Raw genomic sequence first — 24802 nt, 5'->3', positions numbered from 1 at the left:
AGCCACTCGCTATTCCCCACTCGGTATTTCATTATTCCCTCCATGAACCCGATCGAGCTTCTCGACTATGCCGGCGTCGCCGTCTTCGCGGCGACCGGTGCGCTGGCCGCCTCGCGCAAACAGCTCGACATTATCGGTTACCTGTTTCTGGCTAGCGTTGCCGGCATCGGGGGCGGAACGTTTCGCGACGTCATCCTCAACGTGCCCGTGTTCTGGGTGGGAAACCGCGACTATGTGCTAATCTGTGCGGCGGTGGCGGTCGTCGTCTTCTTCAGCGCACATCGTTTCGAGTCGCGCTACAAATTGCTGCTCTGGCTCGACGCCATAGGTCTTGCCGCATTTTCGGTGATTGGCGCGGCCAAGGGGCTGACGATCACCGGGTCACCTGCAGTTTCGATCGTCACCGGCATGCTCACCGCAACCCTTGGCGGCATTCTGCGCGATCTGTTGACAGGCGAGCCTTCGGTGCTCCTGAGACCGGAAATCTACGTTACCGCAGCGCTTGCCGGCGCCGGCCTCTACACACTTGGCGATTTCGCCGGACTGCCGCCGCTTGCGTCGGGCCTGGCAGGTTTCATGGCGGCTTTCTGCGTACGCGGCGGCGCGCTGAAATTCGGCTGGGCCTTTCCGTCCTACAAAAGCAAGCCTGGCCGGCGTCCGGAAGATATTCCCTGATTTAAGGTGTCAGGCTGCAAACCGCTGCGCTTCCCCGCCATAATAATTGACGTAGCGGGCACCGATCTCCTTGACCGGCATCACCACGAACACGTCGACCGTCGAGAATTCACGGTCGATGACGCAGCCGTCGCCGATGCGCGCGCCGACGCGCAGATAGCCCTTGACCAGCGGCGGCATCGCGGCGATCGCCGCCTTGGTGTTAACGGCTTCGATCGGCATCAGATCCATCGAACAATAGCGCCCGGCGACGGCACGCACGTCCCACGATGAATTCGTCCGGCAGTGGTGGGCAAGATAGGTCAGCGCCTCTGCATGTGCCGCCGGCACGGTGCCGTGGAACGACGCGCAGCCGGTCATCACGCCAATGCCGTAATGATTGATATAGGCCCAGATGCCTTGCCACAGCGCCTCGATGGTGCGCTTGGAGCGGTATTCCGGCAGAACGCAGGAGCGGCCGAGCTCGAGGAAGCGCTGGCCGGGATGTCGCGCGATCAGCTTGGTCAACTCGAATTCGCCTTCGGAATAGAAGCCGCCCGCCGCCGCGGCAATCTCCTGCCGCAGCAGGCGGTAGGTGCCGACGATGCGGCGATGCTCGGGACCGGAAAGCGAAGTATCGAAGACCAGCAGATGGTCGCAGAGGGGATCGAAGCGGTCGGCATCGCGGCGGTCCTGCATCTGGAACAGGTCCTTCCTGGCACCAAGCTCGTCGTAGAACACCCGGTAGCGCACTTCCTGCGCGGCGGCGATCTCGGCCTCGTTGCGGGCGAGCCGCACTTCGAGATTGCCGATGCGGCCGAGCGATGCGCCTTTTATGACGGCATCGGCGTTCCGGCCGACGAGCAAAGGCCCGCTGGCGTTCGGCCGAGCATCACATTCCGGCATGACTGTATGCACGAGTGATTCTCCTTCGAGCCATCCCTCTTGGCACGGGGATACGGTGTAGGTGCAACAGGATTGTGACAGTACCGTGATACGGCTCTGCGGGCAATACTTCGTCGGCTGGGTAATCTATCGACCGTCTATGTTGTGCCTCAAGCGGCCACTTGCCCTTCAACCGCATGAACCAGGGCATCAGGGTCGAGCGGCTTGGTGACGAAGCCGCTCGCACCGTGGGCGAGCACGGCGTGGCGGGTCTTTTCCTGGCTGTCGGCCGACAGCACCATGATCGGCACCGGCGGAACCGCGGTCTCCTCCTCATGGCGGCGGATGGCGGCGATGGCGTCCAGCCCGTCCATGACAGGCATATGCAGGTCCATCAGCACCACGTCGTAGCGGTGCTTATGGCCGGTGCTGATGACCGCCTCGACCGCGGCCTTGCCGTTGCCGACCACTTTCACCCGATGCCCGGCCTTCAGGAGGGTGGCGCGGGCCAGCATGGCGTTGATGTCGTTGTCCTCGGCGATCAGCACCGACAGGCCCTGCTGGCGGCCGCCAATGGCGTGCCCAGCCTGCGCGCCGCGCTTTTGCGGTTGCGGCTCGGCGATGACCGGTGCGTGGCTGGTCAAAAGCACGCGCAGCAATGTCTCGCCGCGCACCGGCCTCGCCAGGAAGGTGGCGTAACCGTTGGCACGGAACTCGCCAAGCATGCCGCGGTCGGTCGGCGCGATCAGCGTCACCGCCTCGCAATCGACAAATCCGCTCTGGCGCAGGCGCCTGAGCAGCCTGCCGTCGCTTTGCTCCATGGCAGCATCGACCAGAAGCACGTTGCAGCCCTCGGCGAAAGGGGCGGCCTGGGCGGCGGCGGCGGCCAGATCGACCGTTCCGCCATTGGCGCGAATGGTGCGGGCGATGGCTTCGGCCTCGACCAGGTTCTTCGACACGATTACCGCATGCCGGCCCAACAGCGCGTTCTGGCGGATCTGCAGCGCCTCGACGGCGGAAATAGCGGGAATCTCGAAGACGAATTCGGATCCCTGGCCAAGCCGGCTCGACACCGAGATAGTGCCGCCCATCGCCGTCACCAGGCGCTTGGAAATCGCGAGACCGAGGCCGGCACCACCATGCGTACGGGTCGAGGTGCCGTCAGCCTGTTCGAAGTCCTCGAAGATGCGCTCCATGTCCTCCTCGCGCAGACCGGGGCCGGTGTCGGTGATGGTGAAGCGGATGCGGTTGGTGGTTTCGGTGCGGACGCGGCCGATGCTTGCCAGGACGCCGCCGCTGTCGGTGAACTTGACGGCATTGCCGATAAGGTTGAGCAGCACCTGCCTGACCCTGCCGGGGTCGGCGGTGATCAGCTGCGGCACGTCGGGTTCGACATGGCAGCCGAGGCCGATATCCTTGGCAAAAGCCCGCGCCGCCAAAAGCTCGATGACATTGTCGGCGATCTCGCGCACCGACATCGGTTGCGGTTCGGGATCGAAGCGGCCGGCCTCGATCTTGGAATAGTCGAGCAGGTCCTCGATCAGCGCCAGCAGCGCGCTGGCCGAGGTCGAGATGGCGCCGACATAGGTCCGCTGCTCGGGCGAAAGGCTGGTGTCGGCGAGAAGCCGGGCCATGCCCATGATGCCGTTCATCGGCGTGCGTATCTCGTGGCTGACGGTGGCGAGGAAGCGCGATTTGGCCTGGCTCGCATATTCGGCCCGTTCGCGGGCGGTGATCAGCGAGGATTCGGCGCGTTTGCGGGCGGTGATGTCACGGGCGATGGCGCGATGCGAAACGGCGCCGCTGTCCTTGTCGCGCACCGACAGCTCGATCCAAGAGAACCAGCGTGGGCCGTCCGGCGTGCGAATGGCGACATCAGTGGAACTCAGGCATTCATGGTCGGAAAAGGCGGCGTCGGGAACGATGCCGACATCGATGCCTAGTTCCGCCAGGGTCTTGCCGGCGAGGTCGCGCTGGTCGGTTTCGACAAGGTCGGCGAAAACCTTGTTGGCGTAGACGATATGGCCGTCGCGGTCGCGGTGGACGACGAGATCGCCGAGTGCATCGATCAGACCGCGAAAGCGCTCCTCGCTCTCCTGCATCTCCCACATGCGGTCGGCCAGCGTCTCGATCTCGGCGCGACTGCGGGCGGTCGTGGCATCGAGCAGGGCCACCGCGCGACGCTGGGTGCGCCTGTTGCGCAGATGCATGGCGAGCCCGGCGATGGCTGTCGCCAAAAGGCCAATGGTGATGAAGATCGGCGCTCCGGTCAGATGCGACAGGCCTGCCAGCACGACGATGGCGACGAGAGTCAGGAAGGGCAGGCCGTGGCGGTTGGCGTCCGGCAATTCCGGCGCCAGCGGCGGCGCGGCGACAAGCTGCCGCCCTGACGCCTCGGGGGCCGCCCGGTCGGCCCGTTCGGCTGGTTCCGCCTCTCTGATGCCGGGTTCCGCAATCATACGGAATTCCTGCCAGACAGAGCTTATTGAAGGTTGTGGTTGATCGTTCGAATTTTAGCGGTCGCGCTCTTTTTTTCCCTTTGGAGCCTCACATGTCCACCACCACGCGGCCGCGGATCTTGCCCTCGACGATGTCATGCGCGGCGCCGATGATGCCGTCGAAGCCGATGCTCGTCGACAGGCTGGCAAGCTTTGCGTGATCGAGATCGGTGCCGATGCGGCGCCAGGCCTCGATGCGGACCGCCTTGGGCGCCATCACCGAATCGATGCCGAGCAGCGAGACGCCGCGCAGGATGAACGGGGCGACGCTTGCCGGCAGGTCCATGCCGCCGGCGAGGCCGCAAGCGGCAACGGCGCCGCCATAGGAGGTCATCGACAGGACGTTGGCCAGCGTGTGCCTGCCGACAGCGTCGATGCCGCCGGCCCAGCGTTCCTTGGCTAGCGGTTTTGCAGGCTGCGCAAGCTCGTCGCGTGAAATCACTTCCGCGGCACCGAGGTCGGTCAGATAGGGGCTTTCGGCACTGCGGCCGGTCGAGGCGATGACGTGATAGCCGAGGCTGGACAGGATCGAGACCGCGACCGACCCGACGCCACCGGCAGCGCCCGTCACCACCACAGGGCCGCGGTCGGGCACGATGCCGTGGCGCTCCAGCGCGATGACGCAAAGCATGGCGGTGTAGCCGGCGGTGCCGACCGCCATCGCATCATGCGGGCTCATGCCGTCCGGCAGCGGTACCAGCCAGTCGCCCTTGACGCGGGCGCGTCCGGCAAAGGCGCCGAAATGCGTCTCGCCGACGCCCCAGCCGTTCAATATGACCTTGTCACCCTCGCGCCAGTCGGGATTGGAAGACGAGATGACGGTGCCGGCGAAATCGACGCCCGGCACCAGCGGCCAGCGGCGGATCACCGGCGCCTTGCCGGTGATTGCAAGGCCGTCCTTGTAGTTCACCGTCGTCGCCTCCACCGCGACGGTGACGTCGCCTTCCATCAGGTCTGCCTCGGTGAGCTCGGTCACCGCGACCGACTGGTTTTTCTCGGCGTCGCGCGAAACGAGGATGGCTTTGAAGGCTTCGGGCATTTTTTCTCCTCGGGCTTGCAAATAAGAAATGTGCGGTGCCGGGCGAGTGAGGTCAATCGCTCGATGTTCCGCGCCACCAGCCAATGAGCTCATCGAAGACGACCAGCACGGCACCGACCGAAATGAAGGCATCGGCGAGGTTGAAGATCGCGAAGGACCAGACCGGCGTGTGAAACAGAATATAGTCGATGACATGGCCATAGGCAGCGCGGTCGATCAGATTGCCGAGCGCGCCGCCGACGATCAGCGCGAAGCCGACGCGGGCAAGCAGGTGGCCGGGCGGCGTGCGGGCCGCAAGATAGAGAACGAAAGCGACCACCAGAACCGCGACGACCACCAGGCCGGTGTCGCCGAAGGACGAAAACAGCGAAAACGCGATGCCGGTGTTGTAGGTGCGGTACAGCGCCAGGAACGGCAGGAGATCGAGCCTTTCCTGGAAGGCAAGGCCGGTCTCGACCAGATATTTCAGCCACTGGTCGAGCGCTATCGCGGCGACAACCAGAAAAGCGTAGGGGCTCCAGGACTTCATGGTTTGCAGTTTCACGGTTTGGGATGTCACGATCGGGCATCCTCCGGGCCGAGCTTCAGCGCGCCGCGCCGGATCTCGAACAGCATGACGCCGGTGGCCACCGCAAGGTTGAGCGAATCGGCGCGGCCTGCCTGCGGTATCCGCAGCAGCTTGTCGCAGCTTGCGGCAAGCTCGTCAGGCAGGCCTTGCTGCTCGTTGCCCATCATCAAAAGCACCGGGCCTTTTGAAAAATCGACCGAGCGGTAATCGACCGCACCCTTAAGATGGGTGCCGGCGACGAGGCCGGGAAAGCTCTTTCGCCAGGCGAGAAAAGCCTCGGCCGACGCCTTGGCGACCGGCACGGCGAAGATCGAGCCCATGGTGGCGCGTACCGTCTCGACCGAAAAGGGATCGGTGGTCTCGCCGACCAGGATGACGCCTTTGGCGCCGACGGCGTCGACCGTGCGGATGACGGTGCCGAGGTTGCCGGGGTCGCGGACGCGGTCGAGCACCACCCAGACGTCGCCATCATGGGCGCGAATGTCCTTCAGCGGCAGCAATTTCTGCGAGAACACGCCGACGACCATTTGCGGATTGTCGCGGCGGGTGATGGCGACCAGCACGTTTTCCGAAACTTCAAGTACGGTGCCGCCGGCGGCAACCGTGCGCGCCGCAACTTTTTCAACCGCCGCATTGCCACGTCCGGCCTTGGCGAAAACCAATGTCCTGATAGACCAGCCGAGATCGAGCGCGTCGATGACCAGCTTCAGGCCTTCGGCCATGAAGGCATTCTGCTGGTCGCGGAATTTCTTCTGCGCGAGCGCCTTGATGTCCTTGACCAGCGGATTGGCGAGGCTGGTGACTTCCTTCACCTGCCCTGGCGCGCCCGCGTGCCGTTCGTACGCACTCATTCAGGCCACCCAGCGCGAGAACAGCGAGGTCGAAAGCGCCCGGCCGGCGGATTTCTCGCGGATGATCAATTCGCCGGATTCGACCGTGCCGCCCATGCCGGCGAAGGTGTCGCGCATCAAGGCGTGGATGGCGAAGAAAGAGGCGCGGATCGAATAGGCGGTCAGCACCACAGCGAGCGGCTTCGGCGTCAGGATCGCACGGCAGATGTCGGTCAGCGCCGGCAAATCTTCGAACAGATGCCAGACCTCGCCCTTCGGTCCGCGGCCATAGGCGGGCGGGTCGAACAGGATGATGTCGTAGCGGCTGCCGCGGCGCTCCTCGCGCTCGGCGAATTTCACGGCATCGTCGAGGATCCAGCGGATCGGCCTTTGCGACAGGCCCGCCATCTCCTGGTTTTCGCGCGCCCAGCCGATCGCCTTCTTGGAAGCATCGACATGGGTGACCTCGGCGCCGGCACGCGCCGCCACCAGCGAGGCAAGACCGGTATAACCGAACAGGTTCAGCACCTTCACCGGCCGTTTTGCCGCCGCAATCAGCCCGGCCATGTGGTCCCAGTGCGAGGCCTGCTCGGGAAAGACACCGACATGGCGAAACGAAGTGAAGCGGCCGAGATAGTCGATGCCGTCATGCTTCATCGGCCAGGTCTCGCCGAGCGGCGTCTTCGGAAAGCGCCAGCGGCCGATGCCTTCCTCGTCGGTATCGCCGGTGAAAATGGCATCGGCGCGTTCCCAGTCCCTGGCCGGCAATGCCTTTTGCCAGATCGCCTGGCCCTCCGGCCGAACGATGCGGTAGGGGCCGTATTGCTCGAGCTTTTCTCCGGCGCCGCTGTCGAGCAGCGCGTAATCCTGATTGGCGCCGACTTCGAGGATCAGCGGCAGATGTTCGGCAGGCAGCGCGCCATCGCGGCGCGAAAGTGGGCGCGGCGCTGCTTTCTGCTCGGACCGGTCCTGCGGTTTCGTCTCCGGACCAGCGGTTGGATTGGGGTCGCGCCGCCGCGGCTGCTCTATCCCGCCTTTTTTCGCGGGCGGGCGGCTGTCGCGGCGTTTGTCGCGAAAAGGTTTCAAGAAGGCGCATCTCCGGACGGCGGCTGCGCCGCTTCTGCCACAGCGAATTGACCGGCGCAACAAAAGGGCTGCAGGCGTTTGCGAACGGATCAGCCACGCCTGATCGACAGCAGCCCGACTGCGAGCGCGATGAAACCGACGGCCTTGAAGCCGGTGACGACCATATGGCCGGCTTCCCAGCGGCTCCGGATAGCTTCGAAATTGCCCGGGATCGGTCCAGGCACCCAGGTGGCCAGGACATCGTTTGCCGGTTTGACGAGCGCAACCCACGCGACAAGCGCCATCAGATAAAGCATGGTGGCGGCCAACACCCACCAGAATGCCGGGCGGTCGCCGCGCAGCATCCATGCGAGGAGCCCCGGACAGGCGACGGCCGCCACGTCCAGCGGTGCGCCGACAGTCAAAAAGAACTGGAACTGAGCATTGAAGACCGTGGTTTCTCGCCAGAGCGAAGGCGGCCATCTGGTCAGCCGCGGCACCGATTCCAGTACGTGGGCGAAGGATGGTCCGAGGCTTAGGGCAGCAACGGTGGCGGTCAAAACAGACCAGAACAACAGAAGACCGCGTATATCCATAATGGCCAGACAACGGCGTCAGGCCGCATACGTTCCGGTCGGCGATCATCCTGCTTGCCGCCGAAAGCGCAGGCGCACTATCGTCCATCCAAATTGGGCATCCATCCAAACCGGGTTGCGATCCATGTCCCGCGCCGAACGCCTGCTCGACTTGATCCAGATCCTGCGCCGGCATCGCCGGCCAGTCAGCGGCCGCAGCCTTGCCGGCGAAATGGGTGTGTCGATCCGCACGCTCTATCGCGATATCGCCACGTTGCAGGGGCAGGGCGCACCGATCGAGGGCGAGGCGGGGCTGGGTTACGTGCTCAGGCCAGGCTTCATGCTGCCGCCCTTGATGTTCACCGACGAGGAGATCGAGGCGATCGTGCTCGGTTCGCGCTGGGTGGCCAAGCAGCCGGACTGGCGGCTTGCCAACGCCGCCACCGACGCGCTGGCCAAGATCGCCGCCGTGCTGCCGGACGATTTGCGCGAAGAGCTCGATGCCTCGACGCTGCTGGTCGGGTCGCGCACCGAGGTCACCGAAGGCATCGATCTCGGCGTGGTGCGGCAAGCCATCCGCGAGGAGCACAAGTTGAGCTTTGTCTATCGCGATGCCGGCGGCGCTGCCTCCGAGCGCACCGTCTGGCCGTTTGCACTCGGCTTCTTCGACAAGGTGCGCGTCGTCGCGGCGTGGTGCGAGATGCGCCAGGATTTCAGGCACTTTCGCGCCGATCGGATATCCGGCCTCAACGCCACCGAGACGCGTTATCCGCGCCGTCGCCAGGTGCTGCTCAAAGAATGGCGGGCGACGCTCGACAAGCCAAGCTAAGGCTGCCGCTCAGTTAAGACTGCTGCCAGAATCTGGCAGTGGTGCACGCTATGCTGCTCCAGTCGAAACCATCTGGAGAGCAATTCATGACACCGCCCAATTTCGTCATCCTCTATGTCGACAAGCCTGAGCAAAGCGGCGCCTTCTACAGCGCGCTGCTCGGACGCGAGCCGGTCGACACCTCGCCGACCTTCGTGTTGTTCGTGCTCGACAACGGCTTCAAACTCGGCCTCTGGTCGCGTCATACCGTAGAGCCGGCCGCGGCGGCCGCAGGCGGTGGCGCCGAGGTCGTCTTTGCGTTGGATACGCCTGGCGCTGTCGACACCACCCATGCCGAGTGGGCCGACCGTGGGCTGACCATCCTGCAGAGCCCGACCGACATGGATTTCGGCCGCACCTTCGTCGCGCTCGATCCGGACAACCACCGGCTACGGGTTTATTGGCAAAAGGAGTAAGGCAGTAGGGCAGTAGGGCAGTAGGCGAGAGCAAAGTAGCACTAGGCGCGGCGCCGCACGATTAGCACGGTTTCCTACTGCCCTACTGCCCTACTGCCCTACTGCCCTACTGCCCTACGCTTGCGCGATACACGGCAATGCCGGCGGCCAGGTCCTCGAGGGCCGCGCCGACCGACTTGAACAGCGTGATCTCGTCATTGCCCTGCCGGCCTTTTTTCTGGCCGCGTGCCAGTTCATAGAGGTCGGCGACGATGGCTTGCGGCTTCAGCACGCCGGAGGCCAGCGGCTGGACGATGTCGCCGGCTTCCTTGGTGGCGCCGGCGCGGGTGTCGACATAGACGCGGGCGCGTGCAATCGCGTCGTCGTCGCTTTCGCGCATCGCCGGCGTGAAGCCGCCAACCAGATCGACATGGGTTCCCGGTTTCAAGAGTACCCCTTTGATCAGTGGCGCGGTGGTGATGGTCGCCGATGACACGATATCGGCCTGGCCGAGTTCGACGTCGAGATCGCCTGCGGCGTCGGCCGCAAAACCCTCGGCACGCAATTTTGCCGCGACCTTTTCGGCATTGGCCGGCGTGCGGTTCCAGATGCGGATGTTCTTGATCGGCCGCACCGCCGAATGCGCCTTTGCAAGGAATGGCGACAGCGCGCCGGCGCCGACCACCAGCAGCCGTGATGCGTCTTCGCGGGCCAGATAGGACGCGGCCAGTGCCGAGGCGCAGGCGGTGCGCCACTGCGTCAGCCGCTGGCCATCGATCAAGGCCTGAGGCTCGCCGGTGGCGCCGTCCAGCAACAGGTAGAGGCCCATCACCGCAGGCTTGCCGACGGCGTTGTTGTCGGGCGACACGGTGACGATCTTGACGCCGATATGGCCATCGGCCGAGGTGCCGGCGTTGAAGTCGGTCCAGGCCGGCATCAGAAGCAGCGTCGAGGCGGCACCGTCGGGCCGCTCGACCGTGTGATGATGCCTGACCGGCTGCACGGCGCCGTCGCGAAAAGCGGCGCGCAATGTCTCGACCAGCCCGGGAAAGGTCAGCGCGCGGTCGACCTCGGCGGCGGAAATGGTCAGCATGATGGCTCCGTGGAGAAATAGGCCGGTTGCGCTTCCTGCCCGAGCCGCGGCTCAGTTCATCGGCTTCGGCAAGGCCGGGCCCTGCGCCGCTGTGGGCGCGCGGCTGACTGCCAGACGCAGGTTCTCGGCCTCGGCGGCGCGCTGGCGCGCCAGCTTGCGGTAGCGGCCCTGCTTGATCCAGGTCGCCAGGCTGCCGACGATCATGCCGATGGCCAGCGCCAGGAACAGGAAAATGAACAGCGGCACGGTCAGCGTCAGCGCCGGATTGCCGGGATTGAACGGATCGAGCGTGAAGGCCACCGGTTCGCGGTTGGCGACGGCCAGCGCAATCAGGATGACGGCCAGCGGCACGAAAACCACGATGAGGATGAAGCGATTGAACATGTTTTTCCGTTCGGAAGAAAAGGCAGCAACGGGTCGGCGGGCGCCGCGCCTATTTGCCTCCGTTCAGCCTTTCACGCAATTCCTTGCCGGTCTTGAAGAACGGCACCCATTTCTCCTCGACCTCTACGGATTCGCCGGTGCGCGGATTGCGGCCGGTGCGGGCAGGGCGGTTTTTCACCGAAAACGCGCCGAAGCCGCGCAACTCGACCCGGTTGCCCTCGGCAAGCGCGTCGGTGATTTCATCGAAGATGGCGCCGACAATGTTTTCGACATCGCGCAGGAAAAGATGCGGATTGCGCGTGGCGATGATCTGCACAAGTTCGGATTTGATCATGAAAAGGCTCCCCGTGAAAGCAGTGCCGCCGAAATTATCAGAATGATTTTATTTGCTTTTTCACTCCCAAGCGGCTCCTCAAGGGTGCCAGACGGAAACGAGACCGTCAAGAAACAAGCGGTCCGCTCCAATTTCGTGAAGGACGTCGCCGCCATGGCCAGGCAGGCCAAGCGCAGCGCCGACGGTCTGCGCCATCGCCTTGGAGAACAGGAAACCACCGCGTTTTTCCGTGTCCTTCCATTCCACCACCTTGAGCTTGGCATCGACACCCTTGCCTGCAAGCCAGTCGATCGCTTCGGCCTCGCCGCCGACCGCGTCGATCAATCTGTTGGTGACCGCCTGCCGGCCGGTGAAGATCGACCCGTCCGCGAGCGCCAGCGCCTCCGGCTTGGTCATGTTGCGGCGCTCGGCGACGATGCCGACGAACCAGTCGTAGCTGTCGAGAATGAGTTTGCGGACCATGGCGCGTTCATCGTCATTGGTCGGCTTGAAGGGGGAAGGCGAGGCCTTCAAGGGCGAGGATTTCACCTCCTCCAGCTTGACGCCGAGCTTGTCCATGAGGCCGCTGACGTCCGGGTACTGGATCAGAACGCCGATCGAGCCGACGATCGAGGATTTGCGTGCGACAATATGGTCGGCCGCGGTGGCTATCATGTAACCCGCCGACGCCGCGAGCGTGCCGACCTCGGCCACCACCGGCTTGTCGGCGGCGAGCTTGCGCACTGCCTCGTAGATCGACTCGCCACCGACGGTGGTGCCGCCGGGTGAATCGATCGACAGGATCACAGCCTTGACGCGCGGCGACTGACGGATGGCTTCCAGCCGCTTGATCAGTTCTTCGTCTTCGGTGATGGTACCTTCGATCTTGACCTTAGCGATGTGGTCGACAGCCGCGCCGGTGAATTCGTCACCATAAATCCACGCGGAAAAGGCGATCAGCCCGGCTGCGGCGACAAGAATCGCCGCAACACGCCAGAATGTCAGCTTGCGGCGCAAGCGGCGGCGGTCGATCAGGTCGTCGGCTCTCAATGCCATGGTCAGCCTCGTAGTCGGTGGGAGCAGATGCTTTTAAAGCAACCATTCGCGCCCGGCTACCGTTTCCTGACGGCCTTCGCCAAAGCCGTCTTCGGCGTTCGGGCAAGCTTCAATCTGTCGCGTTCCACAGGCTCTAACACTGTGCGCCCATATCTGGTATGAGGTTCAGGCTGCGCTGGGGCCATTTTCGTTGTATAGGGGCGGCTGTCATATTTTTGCGGTTTTCCTCGGCTTGTGCTTGCTTGAGGGTGCCGGCACCCCACCTATAGGGCGGCCTGGCGGGCAGGGGTTTAGAAGAAGCAGTCATGTTAGCGGGACCAATCGAACCGACCAACACCGAGACGGAGTTGGCTCCCAAGGCCGCAGGCCGGGCGCGGGTCGACGCCTTTGACATCGCGCAGCGTCATTCGCGCCGGGTGCGGATCCTCAAGCTGGCCGTGCCGCTGGTCGCCGCCCTGATCGCGGTCGCGTTTCCGGTCTATTCCTATCTCATGGCTCCCGCTGCAATCGAGGTGCAGGCCGACGGCGGCTCCTTTGCCAATGGCAAGCTGGTGATGGCCAATCCCAAGCTCAACGGCTTCACCAAGCAGAACCTGCCCTATTCGATGACGGCCCTGCGCGCCATACAGGACGTCAGCAAACAAGGCATCATCGATCTGGAAGGCATCAAGGCCAGGCTGCCGATTGCGGCCGACAACACGGCCGCCATCGATGCCGCGCGCGGCACCTATGATCGCGACGGCAACACGTTCAGCCTGACCAGCGACGTGACGGTATCGACCACGGATGGCGTGGTGGCAAAATTCAAATCAGTCTATCTCGACATGGGCGAAGGCACTATGAAGACAAGCGAACCCGTCGATGTCAGCCGCGGCGGGTCGCGGATCAGGGCGGATTCGATGTCGGTCCAGGACAATGGCAAGGTCCTGGTTTTCGAGAACAAGGTGCGCGTCGACATCGATCCCGCCAGTTTGAAGGCGGCAGAGGCAAAGAGCGGAGAGACCAATGCGGTTCAGTAGTTCGGCACGGCGCCTCGCCGCGGTTTCGGCGTTGCTGACCCTCGGGCTGCCATTGGGGCTCACCCTGGGGACGGCTTCGTCGCTGGCGCAGTCCAGCGCCACCAGCCAAATGTCCGGCCTCAGGCTGTCGGGCGACAAGCCGATCCAGATCGAAAGCGACAAGCTCGAGGTGCGCCAAGCGGAAAGCGTCGCCGTCTTCACCGGCAACGTCAACGTCGTCCAGGGTCCAACCGTACTCAAGGCCGGCAAAATGACGGTCTATTACGTCAGGGATGCAGCCGCCGCCAAAGGCGCCGAGCCGGCGGGTGCCGCGGCGATGACCGGATCCGCCAACATCGACCATCTCGTGGTCGACGATAAGGTCTACATCAAATCGGACAATCAGGTTGCCACCGGCGACCGCGGCACCTTCGACATGAAGACCGAGGTGCTGGTGCTTTCGGGCAGCAAGGTCGTGCTCTCGCAAGGCGACAACGTGCTTGTCGGCTGCAAGCTTACCGTGCAGATGAAGAGCGGCCTTGCCCAGGTCGACGCCTGCGGCGGCCGCGTCATGATGTCGATCACGCCGCAGGCGAAGTCTGGAGCAGCGAAACCCTGATGACCGGCATATCGTCGCTGCTGGCGCGTCTTCCAGGGCGCGCCGCCAGCAAACTTGCGGCACCGGCCAGGGTCACCGTCGAAGCGGCAAAGTTCAAGGGAACCTTGATCGCCAAGGGGCTGACCAAAAGCTACAAGGGCCGCAAAGTCGTCAGCGGCGTGACGCTGGGCGTGCGCGCCGGCGAGGCGGTTGGGCTGCTCGGCCCCAATGGCGCCGGCAAGACCACCTGTTTCTACATGGTGACCGGGCTGGTGCCGGTCGACGAAGGCACCATCGAAATCGACGGCTTCGACGTCACGTCGATGCCGATGTATCGCCGCGCCCGTCTCGGCATCGGCTATCTGCCGCAGGAAGCGTCGATTTTTCGCGGCCTGAACGTCGAGCAAAACATCCGGGCCGTGCTCGAAGTGGTCGAAAAGAGCCGCAAGGAGCGTGAGCGCCTGCTCGACGAATTGCTCGAGGAATTCCACATCAGCCATCTGCGCAAGGCTCCATCGCTGTCGCTCTCCGGCGGTGAGCGGCGGCGCCTCGAAATTGCCCGTGCGTTGGCAACCCGCCCCGCCTACATGCTGCTCGACGAACCGTTCGCCGGCATCGACCCGATCGCCGTCGCCGACATCCAGCAGCTCGTGCGCCACTTGACGGCACGTGGCATCGGCGTGCTGATCACCGACCACAATGTGCGTGAGACCCTTGGCCTGATCGACCGCGCCTACATCATCCATGCCGGTCAGGTGCTGACCCATGGCCGAGCCGACGAAATCGTCGCAAATGCCGATGTGCGGCGGCTTTATCTTGGCGAGGGATTTACGCTCTAAATGCGAAATTCCGGTTCGAACGGGATTTCCGGCGTAGTCCGGCAGCTTTTTCTTCGATTTTCTGCCTGAAAAACGCGCTGGCAGGCGAGTTTTTCCGCACCTCGCCTTGACAAGCAAAAGCCGGGCCAGTTTCTATGCTGGCCTGGAAAATTCTTTCCAGCAGTGCGGGTGCGTAAACGGGGCGTTTGAAACCGAACCATGGCGTTGGCGGCAAAACTACAGCTACGACAGTCGCAGTCGCTGGTGATGACGCCGCAGCTGATGCAGTCGATCCGCCTGCTGCAGTTCACCCACCTCGAGCTGGAACGCTTCATCGACGACGAGATCGAACGCAATCCCCTGCTGGAACGCGCCGAACCGCAGGACGACGCCGCCAGCGACCAGGCGCAGAAGAGCGACGCCGCATCGGAACCGGCCGCCGACGGCGACTGGTTCGAAGCGGAGACGGCGTGGAGCGCCGAGGCGATCTCGGAAAAGCTCGATACGTCGCTGGAAAACCTGTTTCCCGACGATCCTGGAACGAGCGAGCGGCTCGGCCCCGACCTGACGGCGCAATGGAAATCGGCGTCCGGCAATAGTTCCGCCTCTTCCTCCGACGGCTTCGACGTCGCGGATATGGCGGCGGCTGCCATCACGCTGCGCGACCATGTCGGCGAGCAGGTGGCGCTCGCCTTCGCCGATCCGGCCGCGCGCCTGATCGCCAGCGAGCTTGCCGACGGCCTCGATGAGGCCGGCTACATGCGTGCGGACATGGCCGAGATCGCGGCCCGCCTCGGCACGGACCCCCCGGCGGTGGCAATGGCGCTGGCGATTTGCCAGACATTCGAGCCCGCCGGCATCTTCGCCCGCGACCTCGCCGAATGCCTGTCGCTGCAGCTTGCCGTGCGCGACCGGCTCGATCCGGCGATGAGGGCATTGATCGCCAATCTCGAACTCCTGGCACGGCGCGATTTCCAGACGCTGAAGCGGATTTGCGGTGTCGACGAGGAGGATCTGCTCGACATGCTGGCCGAGATCCGGGCGCTCGACCCGCGGCCGGGAATGGCGTTTTCGCGCGGTGCCAGCGATGCGATCGTGGCCGACGTCGAGGTGCGCGCAGCCAATGACGGCAGCTGGACGGTCGAGCTCAACGCCGAGACGCTACCGCGCGTGCTGGTCGATCACATCTATTTCGCTCAGGTCACGCCGCATGCGAAAAACCAGGCGGAAAAGGATTTCCTCGCCGAATGCCTGCAGAATGCCAACTGGCTGACGCGCAGCCTCGACCAGCGGGCGAAGACTATCCTGAAGGTCGCCTCCGAGATCGTGCGCCAGCAGGACGCTTTTCTCGTCCACGGCGTGCGGCACCTGAAGCCGCTCAACCTGCGCACGGTGGCGGACGCTATCGGCATGCACGAATCGACGGTCAGCCGGGTCACGGCAAACAAATACATGCTGACGCCGCGCGGCGTGTTCGAGCTGCGCTATTTCTTTACCGCCTCGATCGCTTCGTCGGGTGGCGGCGATGCGCATTCGTCGGAAGCGGTGCGCGACCGCATAAAGCAGCTGATCGACGAGGAGAAAGCCGTCGATGTGCTTTCCGACGATGCCATCGTGGACATGCTGCGGGAAAGCGGCGTCGACATTGCCAGGCGCACGGTTGCCAAATACCGGGAAGGCATGAACATACCCTCTTCGGTGCAACGGCGGCGCGAAAAACGCGCTTTGGCCAGCGCCGGCCGTTGAACTCCGGCAGAATTTCCACAGCTTTCGCGTTCATTGACAAGCGGCAACGAAGTGGCTAGAAGCCCGCCCGCATGAGACGGGCTGGCGAGTGGATTTGAGTTCGCTGATGCCCGCACGAGAGATGGTCCGTCACGACGTAGGCCACGGACGGCCAAGAAGGCGGCTTGTGATCAACCGGAAAGTTCGGATTTAAAATCGGCGCAAGTGACGCCGCAAAGCTTGTGCGCACGGACCACGAGTATAAACTCGGGACAGTTTGAAGCCTGAGCAAGGAAGGTCAGTTTTCAGATGACATTGCGCATATCGGGAAAACACATGGATATCGGCGATGCGTTCCGTACGCGCATCAACGACCGTGTCGGGGAAGTGATCGGGAAATATTTCGATCGGGGCTTTTCAGGGCAAATCGTAGTCGTCAAATCGGGGTCGCGCTACACGGCCGATTGCATGATCCGGCTGGATTCCGGTGCTTCGCTGCAGGCGACCGGCGATGCCCAGGATCCGACGCTTGCCTTCGATGCCGCGGCGGACCGTCTGGAAACCCGCCTCAGGCGCTACAAGCGCCGGCTGAAGTCGCACAATTCAGGCAATAGCAATGGCGAACTCACCGACGTCGCCTATACGGTGATGGCCCCGCTTGCCGATGACGACGAGGAGATACCGGAGAATTTCGCGCCGGCCATCGTCGCCGAATCGACCATGACGCTGCGGACCATGTCGGTGGCGTCAGCCGTGATCGAGCTCGACACCAAGGACAGCCCGGTCCTGGTCTTCCGCAATGCCGGAAACGACCATCTCAACATCGTCTATCGCCGGCCGGACGGGAATATCGGCTGGATCGACCCGTCTACGGCCAAGGTCGCGCAGGGGTAAAAACCAGCCGCACGCAAGCGTGGGGACTGGCGACGGCAGGCGAACAAGGGATTTCAAGCATGGATCTGAGCGATCTCGTCAACGTTCCGGCAATCATGCCGGCGTTGAAGGCGAACTCCAAAAAGCAGCTGCTGCAATTGCTGTCTGAAAGGGCGGCGGCAATTTCCGGCATTCCGGAGCGGGAGGTGTTCGACACCATCCTGCAACGCGAGCGGCTGGGTTCGACCGGCGTCGGCAACGGCATCGCCATTCCGCATGGCAAGCTGGCCGGGGTGAAGCGGATCGCTGGAGTTTTTGCCCGGCTGGAGACACCGGTCGATTTCGAGGCCCTCGACGATCAGCCGGTCGACCTGGTGTTTCTGCTTTTGGCCCCCGAAGGTGCCGGCGCCGACCACCTCAAGGCGCTGTCGCGCATCGCGCGGGTGCTGCGCGATGCCGACACGGTTGCCAAGATCAGGGGCACGCGCGATGCCGTGGCCATCCACGCGCTGCTGTCGGATACACAGGCCTCGCACGCCGCCTGAGTTGATTGGACGCGTTGAAGGGCCGCCGTGAGCGGCCCTGTCCGTTTCAGCCAGATCGGCGCGCCGTGTTGTTAGTGGATAGCGACGGGGGTCAGATCGTTTTCCAAGGCGCCGGCCAGCGCCCGGTCGCGAGCATCCGAAAGCAGGATCGGCTGGCCGTTGGCGGCAAACAGGGCCCACAGTTCCAGCCCGGGCGCGATTTCGCCGAGGCCCGGGAAACGGCCGCGCAGATCGTCGCTCGACACTTTCCTGAGATAGGCGACCGAACCTTCGCCGAGATGAGCGAATTCGCCGCTGGTCATGATGATATTTTCGTCAGTTCTGGTCATTTCAAGCCTCCTTGCCGCGAGACGCCGCTCAAGGCCATCCCGCATGAGAGCTATCGGCAAAACTCAGTCTTTCACCGATATGTTTATTTTTCGTACCAGCCGTTCGGACTCCGGCCGATCGAGATCGATCGACAAGAGGCCGTTCTTCAATTCCGCCGCAATCACCCGCATGCCGTCAGCCAGCACGAAACAGCGCTGGAACTGGCGCGCGGCGATGCCGCGGTGGAGGAATTCGCGCTCGGTGTCGTCGTTCTGACGGCCGCGCACGACCAACTGGTTCTCCTCCGTGGAGACATCGAGATCGCTTTCCGCGAAACCGGCGACGGCGAGCGTGATACGCAGCCTTTCGGTTTTGCCGTCGGCACCGCTGAGGCGCTCGATGTTGTAGGGAGGATAGCTGTCACCCGACTTCGCCAAGCGCTCCAGTGTCTTTTCCATGGAATCGAAACCGAGGAGAAGCGGGCTGGAAAAAGGCGTCATTCGGCTCATGTTACAGTGTCCTCTCAAGAGCGACATAAACTGGAAAAACCCGGATGGCATTTTTCCCGATGGTCTTGATATGGTCCGCCGCCCGGCAGACTTCAAGCCGTCACACGTCCCGCCCAAAAAGACTTGCCAAAACAAGGAATTGAAATGCCCCAATCCCGCAGGATCATCATCGACACTGACCCCGGCCAGGACGATGCCGTCGCCATATTGCTGGCGCTCGGCAGCGCCGAGCTGGAGATCGTCGGCATCACCGCGGTGGCCGGCAACGTGCCGCTGAAACTCACCGAAAAAAACGCCCGCAAGATCTGCGAGTTGGCCGGCCGGCCGGATGTCAAGGTCTATGCAGGCGCCATCCGGCCGCTGGCGCGTGAACTGGTCACTGCCGAGGAGGTGCATGGCAAGACCGGCCTCAACGGGCCGCAACTGCCCGAACCAAAGATGAAGCTGCAGGACCAGTATGCGGTCGATTTCATCGTCGAGACGCTGATAAAGGAGGAGAGCGGCACGATCACGCTTTGCGCGCTCGGCCCGCTCACCAATGTTGCGCTGGCGCTGATCCGCGAGCCGAAGATCGCGTCGCGCATCAGGGAGATCGTGCTGATGGGCGGCGGCTTCTTCGAGGGCGGCAACGTCACGCCGACTGCCGAATTCAACATCTATGTCGACCCGCATGCCGCCGATGTCGTGTTCAAATCCGGCATTCCGATCGTGATGATGCCGCTCGACGTTACCCACAAGGCGCTGACCACCGCCAAGCGCACGAAGGCTTTCCGGAAGCTCGGCACCAGGGTCGGCACGGCCACTGCGGACATGCTGGAATTCTTCGAACGCTTCGACGAGGAGAAATACGGCACCGATGGCGGCCCGCTGCACGATCCTTGCGTCATCGCCTACCTGTTGAAGCCGAAGCTGTTCAAGGGCCGCAACTGCAATGTCAGCGTGGAAACTGCCTCGGAGCTCACCATGGGCATGACGGTGATCGACTGGTGGGGAGTGACCAAGCGGCCGAAGAACGCCGTGGTGATGCGCGACATCGACCATGATGCGTTTTTCGCGCTGCTGCTGGAAAGGCTGGGACGGCTTTAGCGCCGCTCAGTCGTTGAGCAGGCGGTAGGTGCTGGTGCCGTTATTGCGGTGCTGTTGTTCGATCGAGACTTCCGATCCGATCATGTGGGGCGTCTCCACCTCACCATCGATAAATACCAGTGCGTTGCCGTCATGGAGACGGACTTCATATCTATAATAAAGTCCATGGCCGACGGAACCTTTCGGATTTAGAGGCATCGTCGCAACATCTTCGACGATGCCTCCTATGCGTTGCGTGCCCATGATCGGGCTATTCTGTCTTGTTACAATCGCCACGGCGGCCACAAGAGCGAATGAGCAAAAGAAAGCGACGCCAACGACTGTATCGCGAAACTCTTCCCGAGGCAGAAGAAGGCGGTTTCTAAGAGAAAGATTCGTCGGCCCTATCACTTAGAGTTGAATAGCGTAAGGGCTTTGTTCAAGAGCGATTTCTTCGAAGAGAGCTCTGTCACTCGTTTACCTTCGAAAACAGCTTCATTGATCGATCGCCGTTCAATTTGGAAATCGGTAGAAGACAAAGCCATTGTCGCGCGTGACGCGCTCGATGCCGACGTGCGAGCCGATCAGGCGCGGACGATCGTCGTCGATGAAAACAGATGAACCGTCTTCAAGGACCAGCATGTAGACACTTCGGCCTTTGCCCCAATGGGCACTTTTGACGGCTGCATCGATTGGGTCCACCGAGCGGATCGGGCTGGCGTTATTCGTCCACTTGAGCGGATCGAGGGCCAACACCGCCGCAAACAAAGCAACAATCAGGATCACGCCGATCGCGTGCCTTTTCACATCCACAAAAGTCCATGGCACCGGCATGAACCCCCAACTGTCGATTCATGTGGTGCACAGAAGGCTGACTTTCAATCGGGCTTCCTGTTCCAGGAGATTGCTATTTGCGTCCCGGCTCGCGGCTGTTACTTCGCCTTGGAAAACGCCAGCCACAGGCCGCCGCCCACCAGGAAGCTGCCGCTGATTCGCGACAAGAGCTTGACGCGGCCGGCCGAGAGCAGGCGTCCGGCGCGGCCGGCGGCCAACGCGTAGGTCGAATCCGAGACGGCGGCGAAGATCATGGCGGTGAGACCCATGACGCCGATCTGTAACGCGTAATTGCCTTCGGGGGCGATGAACTGCGGAAAGAAGGCGCCGAAGAACACCAGCGTCTTCGGATTGCTGATCGCCACCAGCAGGCCCTGCAGGAAGAAGCCGCCGCGCGGCTTTTTAGCCGATCCGTCGGCGTTCAGCTTGCCTTTCGAGCGGAACATCTGCACGCCCATCCAGATCAGGTAGGCGGCGCCGATCAGCCGGACCCATTCGAACCAGTGGCCCATGCCGGCGATAAGCGAGGTCAGCCCGATGCCGACGATGGCGATGATGATGGCCAGCCCGGCCTGGGTGCCGGCGACATTGGCGAGGCCGGCGCGCGAGCCGTGGCGGATGCTGTTGGCGATGATCAGCGTGACCGTCGGCCCCGGCACAAGAATGATGACGATGCAAGCGACGACGTAGGTGGCGTAGAGTTCCAGCGACATTTTTCCCTCCGCAGAATGCCGCTCGTGCGGCGCGCTGTCGCGATCAATGCATGGCGATGAGTTGCGTGCAAGCCGGCGAGGCGCCGACAATGCGGAGCTGATTTCAGCAGGCGCCGGCCTGCCATGGTAGCGTTGCCTCATAGGCGGCAGCCGCCCCCAGCACCGAGAGGTCAGCGCGTGGCCGCCCGATCAATTGCATGCCCATCGGCCTGCCCTTGGGGTCGAAGCCCACCGGCACATTGATCGCCGGGCAGCCGCCGAGCGTGGCGAACGCTGAAACCTGCATCCAGCGATGATAGCTGTCCATGGCACGCCCGGCCACTTCCCTTGGCCAGTGGGTGGAGACCTCGAAAGGGAAGACCTGCGCGGTCGGCAGCGCGATGAGATCGAATCGATCGAAGAGCGACAGCAGGGTTTTGTGCCATGACGAGCGCCTCACCGTGGCGGCGTGGATCTGCGGTGCGGTGAGGCCCAGTGCATGTTCCACTTCCCACACGGCCTCCGGCTTGAGAAGGCGGCGTTTCAAGGGATCGTCGTAATGCACCTTGAGCGCACAACCGCTGCTCGCCTGGCGAAGCGTTACAAAGGCCTGCCACAGCGCTTCGAACTCGAATTCCGGCATCAGCGGCTCGGCCTCGAAGGATAGATCCGCTAACCGGCCGAGTGCTGCCTCGCAAAGCTGTAGAATGCCTGCTTCAATCGGCAGATGACCGTCAAGATCGCCGAGCCAGGCGATGCGCCCGCCGGCCGCCCGCGATTCCAGCCCTTCGAGGAACGAGCCTGGCTTATCATGCGACAGCGGCGCGCGAGGATGATAGCCGGCCTGAACGTCGAGCAGCAGGGCGATGTCGCGCACGTTACGCCCCATCGGCCCTTCGACGCCCATTTGCGCATGAAACACATCAAGATCAGGGCCGGCCGGTACCAATCCCTGCGACGGGCGGAAGCCATAGACATTGTTGTAGGCAGCGGGATTGCGCAGCGAACCGCCGAAGTCGCTGCCATCGGCAATGGGAACCATGTCGAGCGCCAGCGCGACCGCCGCGCCGCCGCTCGAGCCGCCGGCGGTCAGCGCTGGGTCGAACGCGTTGAGCGTCTGTCCAAACACGGTATTGTAGGTGTTGGAGCCGAGCCCGAATTGGGGAACGTTGGTCTTGCCGATGATGATGGCGCCGGCCTGCCGAACACGCTCGACCAAGAAGTCGTCTTCCTCAGGCACGAAATCGGCGAAGATCGGCGAGCCGAAGGTGGTTCTCAGGCCTTTTGTCAGCGCAAGATCCTTGATCGCGATCGGCAGACCGAACAGCGATCCGGTATCTGCTCCTCGCGCCAAATGAGCGTCTGCCTCGTCGGCCTCGCGCAGGATGTCGGCACGCTCACGCAATGAAACGATGGCGTTGACCTGTGGGTTCACCGCCTCGATCCGGTCCAGGAATGCAGCGATCACTTCGCGCACCGAAAGCTGCCGGCGCCTGATCCTGTCGGCCAGTTCCACGGCGGACAGGCGGCAGATGTCGCCGGCGGGCGGCACGGCATGCCTGGTGGTCGGGCGCGTGGCTGTCATCGCGCTTCAGCCGGCAGATGTCGGCATGGCGGCGTCGACATCCCTGGCCAGCGGGATGGCAGGCTGGGCGCCGGCTTTCAGGCAGGCCAGCGAACCGGCTGCGGCAGCGCGGGCAAGCGCCTGGTCGAGCGGCAGGCCTGCCGCCAGTCCGGCAGCAAAATAGCCGCAGAACGTGTCGCCGGCGCCGACCGTGTCGAGCGGAGTGATCTTCAGCGCCGGAACCATCAGGAGATCGTCCGGCGTCGCGGCGAGAACGCCGTCTGGGCCAAGCGTGACGACGATGGTGCGGCCAGTTCTCGAGGCATAGTCGCGCATCCGTGCCGGGCGGTCGCGGCCACTCAACGACAGCGCCTCACCATAGAGGTCGAACTCGGTCTCGTTGGCGACGAGATAGTCGGCCTTGCCGAGGAAGCCGGCCGCGTCGCCGTGGAAAGGTGCGGTGTTGAGCACGGTGACCGCGTTGGCCGTCCTTGCCGCGTCAAGCGCTGTCTCGACCGTTTGCAACGGGACCTCCAACTGCAGCAGCACGACATCGCCGTTTTTCAGGAAAGCCTTGGAAAGGTCACCCGGCACGACCGAATCATTGGCGCCCGCCACGACGGCGATCACGTTCTCGCCGTCGGCGCCGACCATGATCAACGCGGTACCCGTCGAGGCAAAGGTCTCGCCGACGCCGGACAGGTCGATCTTGCCGTCGCGCAGCAGCGCCAAAGCCTCGCCGGCGAAGCTGTCCTTGCCGACCGCGCCGACCATGCGCACCTTGGCGCCGGCGCGGGCGGCGGCCAGCGCCTGGTTGGCTCCCTTGCCGCCGGGGGCGGTGGCGAAACCGGAGCCGCGCACCGTTTCGCCGGGACCGGGCAAGCGGTCGACACTGGCGATGAGGTCGAGATTGATGGAACCGATGACGACGATCAAGAAGTGCCTCCCGCTAGCGCATGTCACTCTAATTGCGCGGGAAGCTACTCCGTAAGATCGCTGCTTGTCACCCTCGGGGCCCTTCGCTCCTATCGTTCCATTCGTTGGCTATTCAAGAAGAGACTTGTCCCGCCTCCCAGCCGAGGATGGCGCGTTTGCGCGTCAGGCCCCAATGGTAGCCGGTGAGCGCGCCGGACTTGCCGAGAGCCCGGTGGCACGGCACGACGAAGGACATCGGATTGGCACCGACCGCGGCACCGACAGCCCGGCTGGCGCTCGGTGCGCCGATGCGCGCGGCGATCGAGGAATAGGTGCAGGCCTTGCCCATCGGAATGCGCAGCAAGGCCTCCCAGACGCGGACCTGGAAGTCGGTGCCGATCATGACGACGCGCAGCGGCTGGTCGGCGCGCCACAGCGTCGGATCGAAGATGCGCGCGGCATAGGGCGCCGTCGCCGCCATGTCCTCGACATAGGTCGCATTCGGCCAGCGGCTGGACATGTCGGCAAAGGCCGCGCGCTCGCCGCCGGGGTCGTTGAAGGCGAGGCCGGCAAGGCCGCGGTCCGTCACCATGATCAAAGCGATGCCGAAAGGCGAGATATGATAGCCGTAGCGGATGGTGAGCCCTGCGCCGCGGGTCTTGTAGTCGCCCGGCGACATCGCTTCATGGGTGACGAACAGATCGTGCAGCCGGCCTGGGCCGGACATGCCGAGTTCGAACGAAGTTTCCAGCAGCGGCATGCCGGAATCCAGCAGTTTGCGCGCATGATCGAGGGTGACGGCCTGCAGAAAAGCCTTCGGCGACAGGCCGGCCCAGCGGGTGAACAGCTTCTGCAGCCCGGTCGGCGTCTCGCCGACCTCCTCGGCCAGCACTTCCAACGAAGGCTGGTCGCGATAGTCGAGGCTGATCTTTTCGATGGCACGACGGACGATTTCGTAGTCGCCGCCTTCAGGCGTGATGTCTTTCTGAAGGATTGCTGTCGTTTTGAGAGGCATTTGGGCGTTCATGGTAGTATCTCCTTGAGTGCGAATATCGTCCTTCGCGGCGCCGATCACCACCCGAAACTTGCTTTCCCGCAGCATGTACCCAGATAGAGTTGGCTTTGAATGGGGAG

29 protein-coding genes are annotated in these 24802 nt (G+C 63.5%); 10 read left to right on the top strand and 19 right to left on the bottom strand.

Annotated features, from left to right (window positions below; translation table 11 throughout):
• Positions 1-42 precede the first annotated feature (42 nt).
• A complete protein-coding gene (locus NKH71_RS23105) occupies positions 43-675 on the top strand; it encodes a trimeric intracellular cation channel family protein (RefSeq protein WP_023718946.1) in 633 nt (210 codons plus the stop codon).
• Between the two features lie 9 nt (positions 676-684).
• Here NKH71_RS23105 and olsB read toward each other — a convergent pair whose 3' ends face one another.
• From olsB to NKH71_RS23070, 7 genes are all read right to left on the bottom strand, one after another.
• Positions 685-1560 (bottom strand): l-ornithine N(alpha)-acyltransferase, encoded by an 876-nt coding sequence (gene olsB, locus NKH71_RS23100; protein ID WP_023675251.1) that lies wholly within the window; start codon positions 1558-1560, stop codon positions 685-687.
• Positions 1561-1709: 149 nt separating this feature from the next.
• Positions 1710-3998, bottom strand: coding sequence for a hybrid sensor histidine kinase/response regulator (locus NKH71_RS23095; RefSeq protein ID WP_023718947.1), 2289 nt, complete (start codon positions 3996-3998; stop codon positions 1710-1712).
• Positions 3999-4086: 88 nt separating this feature from the next.
• The gene (gene acuI / locus NKH71_RS23090; RefSeq protein ID WP_023718948.1) at positions 4087-5076 is read right to left on the bottom strand and encodes an acrylyl-CoA reductase (NADPH); all 990 of its coding nucleotides are present in this window, start codon (positions 5074-5076) and stop codon (positions 4087-4089) included.
• Between the two features lie 52 nt (positions 5077-5128).
• Positions 5129-5605 (bottom strand): signal peptidase II, encoded by a 477-nt coding sequence (gene lspA, locus NKH71_RS23085; RefSeq protein ID WP_023718949.1) that lies wholly within the window; start codon positions 5603-5605, stop codon positions 5129-5131.
• A gap of 26 nt (positions 5606-5631) precedes the next feature.
• Positions 5632-6495: a TrmH family RNA methyltransferase gene (locus NKH71_RS23080; protein WP_023718950.1), complete on the bottom strand. Its 864-nt coding sequence runs from the start codon at positions 6493-6495 to the stop codon at positions 5632-5634.
• Positions 6496-7560 carry an RsmD family RNA methyltransferase gene (locus tag NKH71_RS23075; RefSeq protein ID WP_023718951.1) on the bottom strand — a complete coding sequence of 355 codons (1065 nt, stop codon included), beginning with the start codon at positions 7558-7560 and terminating at the stop codon, positions 6496-6498.
• An 89-nt stretch (positions 7561-7649) separates the two neighbouring features.
• Positions 7650-8135, bottom strand: coding sequence for a DUF1772 domain-containing protein (locus NKH71_RS23070; protein ID WP_023718952.1), 486 nt, complete (start codon positions 8133-8135; stop codon positions 7650-7652).
• 124 nt (positions 8136-8259) lie between these two features.
• Here NKH71_RS23070 and NKH71_RS23065 point away from each other — a divergent pair, with 124 nt between their 5' ends.
• Positions 8260-8943, top strand: coding sequence for a helix-turn-helix transcriptional regulator (locus NKH71_RS23065; protein ID WP_023718953.1), 684 nt, complete (start codon positions 8260-8262; stop codon positions 8941-8943).
• Between the two features lie 86 nt (positions 8944-9029).
• On the top strand, positions 9030-9398 hold the full coding sequence (locus NKH71_RS23060; RefSeq protein WP_031193999.1) for a VOC family protein: 369 nt from the start codon (positions 9030-9032) through the stop codon (positions 9396-9398).
• Between the two features lie 106 nt (positions 9399-9504).
• Here the strand turns inward: NKH71_RS23060 and lhpI are convergent, their stop codons facing one another.
• From lhpI to sppA, 4 genes are all read right to left on the bottom strand, one after another.
• A complete protein-coding gene (gene lhpI / locus NKH71_RS23055; RefSeq protein WP_023718954.1) occupies positions 9505-10470 on the bottom strand; it encodes a bifunctional Delta(1)-pyrroline-2-carboxylate/Delta(1)-piperideine-2-carboxylate reductase in 966 nt (321 codons plus the stop codon).
• Between the two features lie 51 nt (positions 10471-10521).
• Positions 10522-10854 (bottom strand): lipopolysaccharide assembly protein LapA domain-containing protein, encoded by a 333-nt coding sequence (locus tag NKH71_RS23050; protein ID WP_023718955.1) that lies wholly within the window; start codon positions 10852-10854, stop codon positions 10522-10524.
• 49 nt (positions 10855-10903) lie between these two features.
• Positions 10904-11188 carry an integration host factor subunit beta gene (locus NKH71_RS23045; protein ID WP_006200394.1) on the bottom strand — a complete coding sequence of 95 codons (285 nt, stop codon included), beginning with the start codon at positions 11186-11188 and terminating at the stop codon, positions 10904-10906.
• Positions 11189-11266: 78 nt separating this feature from the next.
• Positions 11267-12223 carry a signal peptide peptidase SppA gene (gene sppA, locus NKH71_RS23040; RefSeq protein ID WP_023718956.1) on the bottom strand — a complete coding sequence of 319 codons (957 nt, stop codon included), beginning with the start codon at positions 12221-12223 and terminating at the stop codon, positions 11267-11269.
• Positions 12224-12528: 305 nt separating this feature from the next.
• Here sppA and lptC point away from each other — a divergent pair, with 305 nt between their 5' ends.
• The 6 genes from lptC to ptsN all read left to right on the top strand — a co-directional run bounded on the left by lptC (position 12529) and on the right by ptsN (position 17780).
• Positions 12529-13242 carry an LPS export ABC transporter periplasmic protein LptC gene (gene lptC, locus NKH71_RS23035; RefSeq protein ID WP_023718957.1) on the top strand — a complete coding sequence of 238 codons (714 nt, stop codon included), beginning with the start codon at positions 12529-12531 and terminating at the stop codon, positions 13240-13242.
• Positions 13229-13840 (top strand): LptA/OstA family protein, encoded by a 612-nt coding sequence (locus tag NKH71_RS23030; protein ID WP_023718958.1) that lies wholly within the window; start codon positions 13229-13231, stop codon positions 13838-13840. Before lptC ends, NKH71_RS23030 begins: the two co-directional genes overlap by 14 nt.
• Positions 13840-14658: an LPS export ABC transporter ATP-binding protein gene (gene lptB, locus NKH71_RS23025; protein WP_023718959.1), complete on the top strand. Its 819-nt coding sequence runs from the start codon at positions 13840-13842 to the stop codon at positions 14656-14658. Before NKH71_RS23030 ends, lptB begins: the two co-directional genes overlap by 1 nt.
• 198 nt (positions 14659-14856) lie before the next feature.
• The gene (rpoN, locus tag NKH71_RS23020) at positions 14857-16383 is read left to right on the top strand and encodes an RNA polymerase factor sigma-54 (RefSeq protein ID WP_352483586.1); all 1527 of its coding nucleotides are present in this window, start codon (positions 14857-14859) and stop codon (positions 16381-16383) included.
• A gap of 288 nt (positions 16384-16671) precedes the next feature.
• Positions 16672-17256 carry a ribosome hibernation-promoting factor, HPF/YfiA family gene (gene hpf, locus NKH71_RS23015; RefSeq protein ID WP_352483585.1) on the top strand — a complete coding sequence of 195 codons (585 nt, stop codon included), beginning with the start codon at positions 16672-16674 and terminating at the stop codon, positions 17254-17256.
• 59 nt (positions 17257-17315) lie between these two features.
• Positions 17316-17780 (top strand): PTS IIA-like nitrogen regulatory protein PtsN, encoded by a 465-nt coding sequence (gene ptsN, locus NKH71_RS23010; protein ID WP_023718962.1) that lies wholly within the window; start codon positions 17316-17318, stop codon positions 17778-17780.
• A gap of 71 nt (positions 17781-17851) precedes the next feature.
• Here ptsN and NKH71_RS23005 read toward each other — a convergent pair whose 3' ends face one another.
• Both NKH71_RS23005 and NKH71_RS23000 read right to left on the bottom strand, forming a co-directional pair.
• Entirely contained in the window at positions 17852-18109 is a 258-nt protein-coding gene (locus NKH71_RS23005; RefSeq protein WP_352483584.1) for a BQ00720 family protein, read from the bottom strand.
• A gap of 63 nt (positions 18110-18172) precedes the next feature.
• Positions 18173-18598 carry an Hsp20 family protein gene (locus tag NKH71_RS23000; RefSeq protein ID WP_023718964.1) on the bottom strand — a complete coding sequence of 142 codons (426 nt, stop codon included), beginning with the start codon at positions 18596-18598 and terminating at the stop codon, positions 18173-18175.
• Positions 18599-18742: 144 nt separating this feature from the next.
• Here NKH71_RS23000 and NKH71_RS22995 point away from each other — a divergent pair, with 144 nt between their 5' ends.
• Positions 18743-19684, top strand: coding sequence for a nucleoside hydrolase (locus tag NKH71_RS22995; protein WP_023718965.1), 942 nt, complete (start codon positions 18743-18745; stop codon positions 19682-19684).
• A gap of 6 nt (positions 19685-19690) precedes the next feature.
• On the opposite strand, the gene NKH71_RS22990 is transcribed toward NKH71_RS22995, so the two are convergent.
• The 6 genes from NKH71_RS22990 to NKH71_RS22965 form a co-directional block, all read right to left on the bottom strand.
• Entirely contained in the window at positions 19691-19927 is a 237-nt protein-coding gene (locus NKH71_RS22990) for a hypothetical protein (protein WP_023718966.1), read from the bottom strand.
• A 249-nt stretch (positions 19928-20176) separates the two neighbouring features.
• Positions 20177-20497 (bottom strand): hypothetical protein, encoded by a 321-nt coding sequence (locus NKH71_RS22985; RefSeq protein WP_023718967.1) that lies wholly within the window; start codon positions 20495-20497, stop codon positions 20177-20179.
• A 98-nt stretch (positions 20498-20595) separates the two neighbouring features.
• Complete coding sequence (locus NKH71_RS22980; protein ID WP_023718968.1) at positions 20596-21210, bottom strand: LysE family translocator; 615 nt, start codon at positions 21208-21210, stop codon at positions 20596-20598.
• A gap of 103 nt (positions 21211-21313) precedes the next feature.
• Positions 21314-22774, bottom strand: a complete 1461-nt coding sequence (locus NKH71_RS22975; protein WP_023718969.1) for an amidase — start codon at positions 22772-22774, stop codon at positions 21314-21316.
• Positions 22775-22780: 6 nt separating this feature from the next.
• Positions 22781-23689: a ribokinase gene (locus NKH71_RS22970; RefSeq protein WP_023718970.1), complete on the bottom strand. Its 909-nt coding sequence runs from the start codon at positions 23687-23689 to the stop codon at positions 22781-22783.
• A gap of 112 nt (positions 23690-23801) precedes the next feature.
• Entirely contained in the window at positions 23802-24695 is an 894-nt protein-coding gene (locus NKH71_RS22965; protein WP_023718971.1) for a methylated-DNA--[protein]-cysteine S-methyltransferase, read from the bottom strand.
• Positions 24696-24802 lie beyond the last annotated feature (107 nt).

The organism is Mesorhizobium sp. M0983, from assembly GCF_040318975.1.
Taxonomy (GTDB): domain Bacteria; phylum Pseudomonadota; class Alphaproteobacteria; order Rhizobiales; family Rhizobiaceae; genus Mesorhizobium.
Note: the sequence above shows the minus strand (reverse complement) of the source record. Positions and strands in the feature narration are given on the sequence as shown.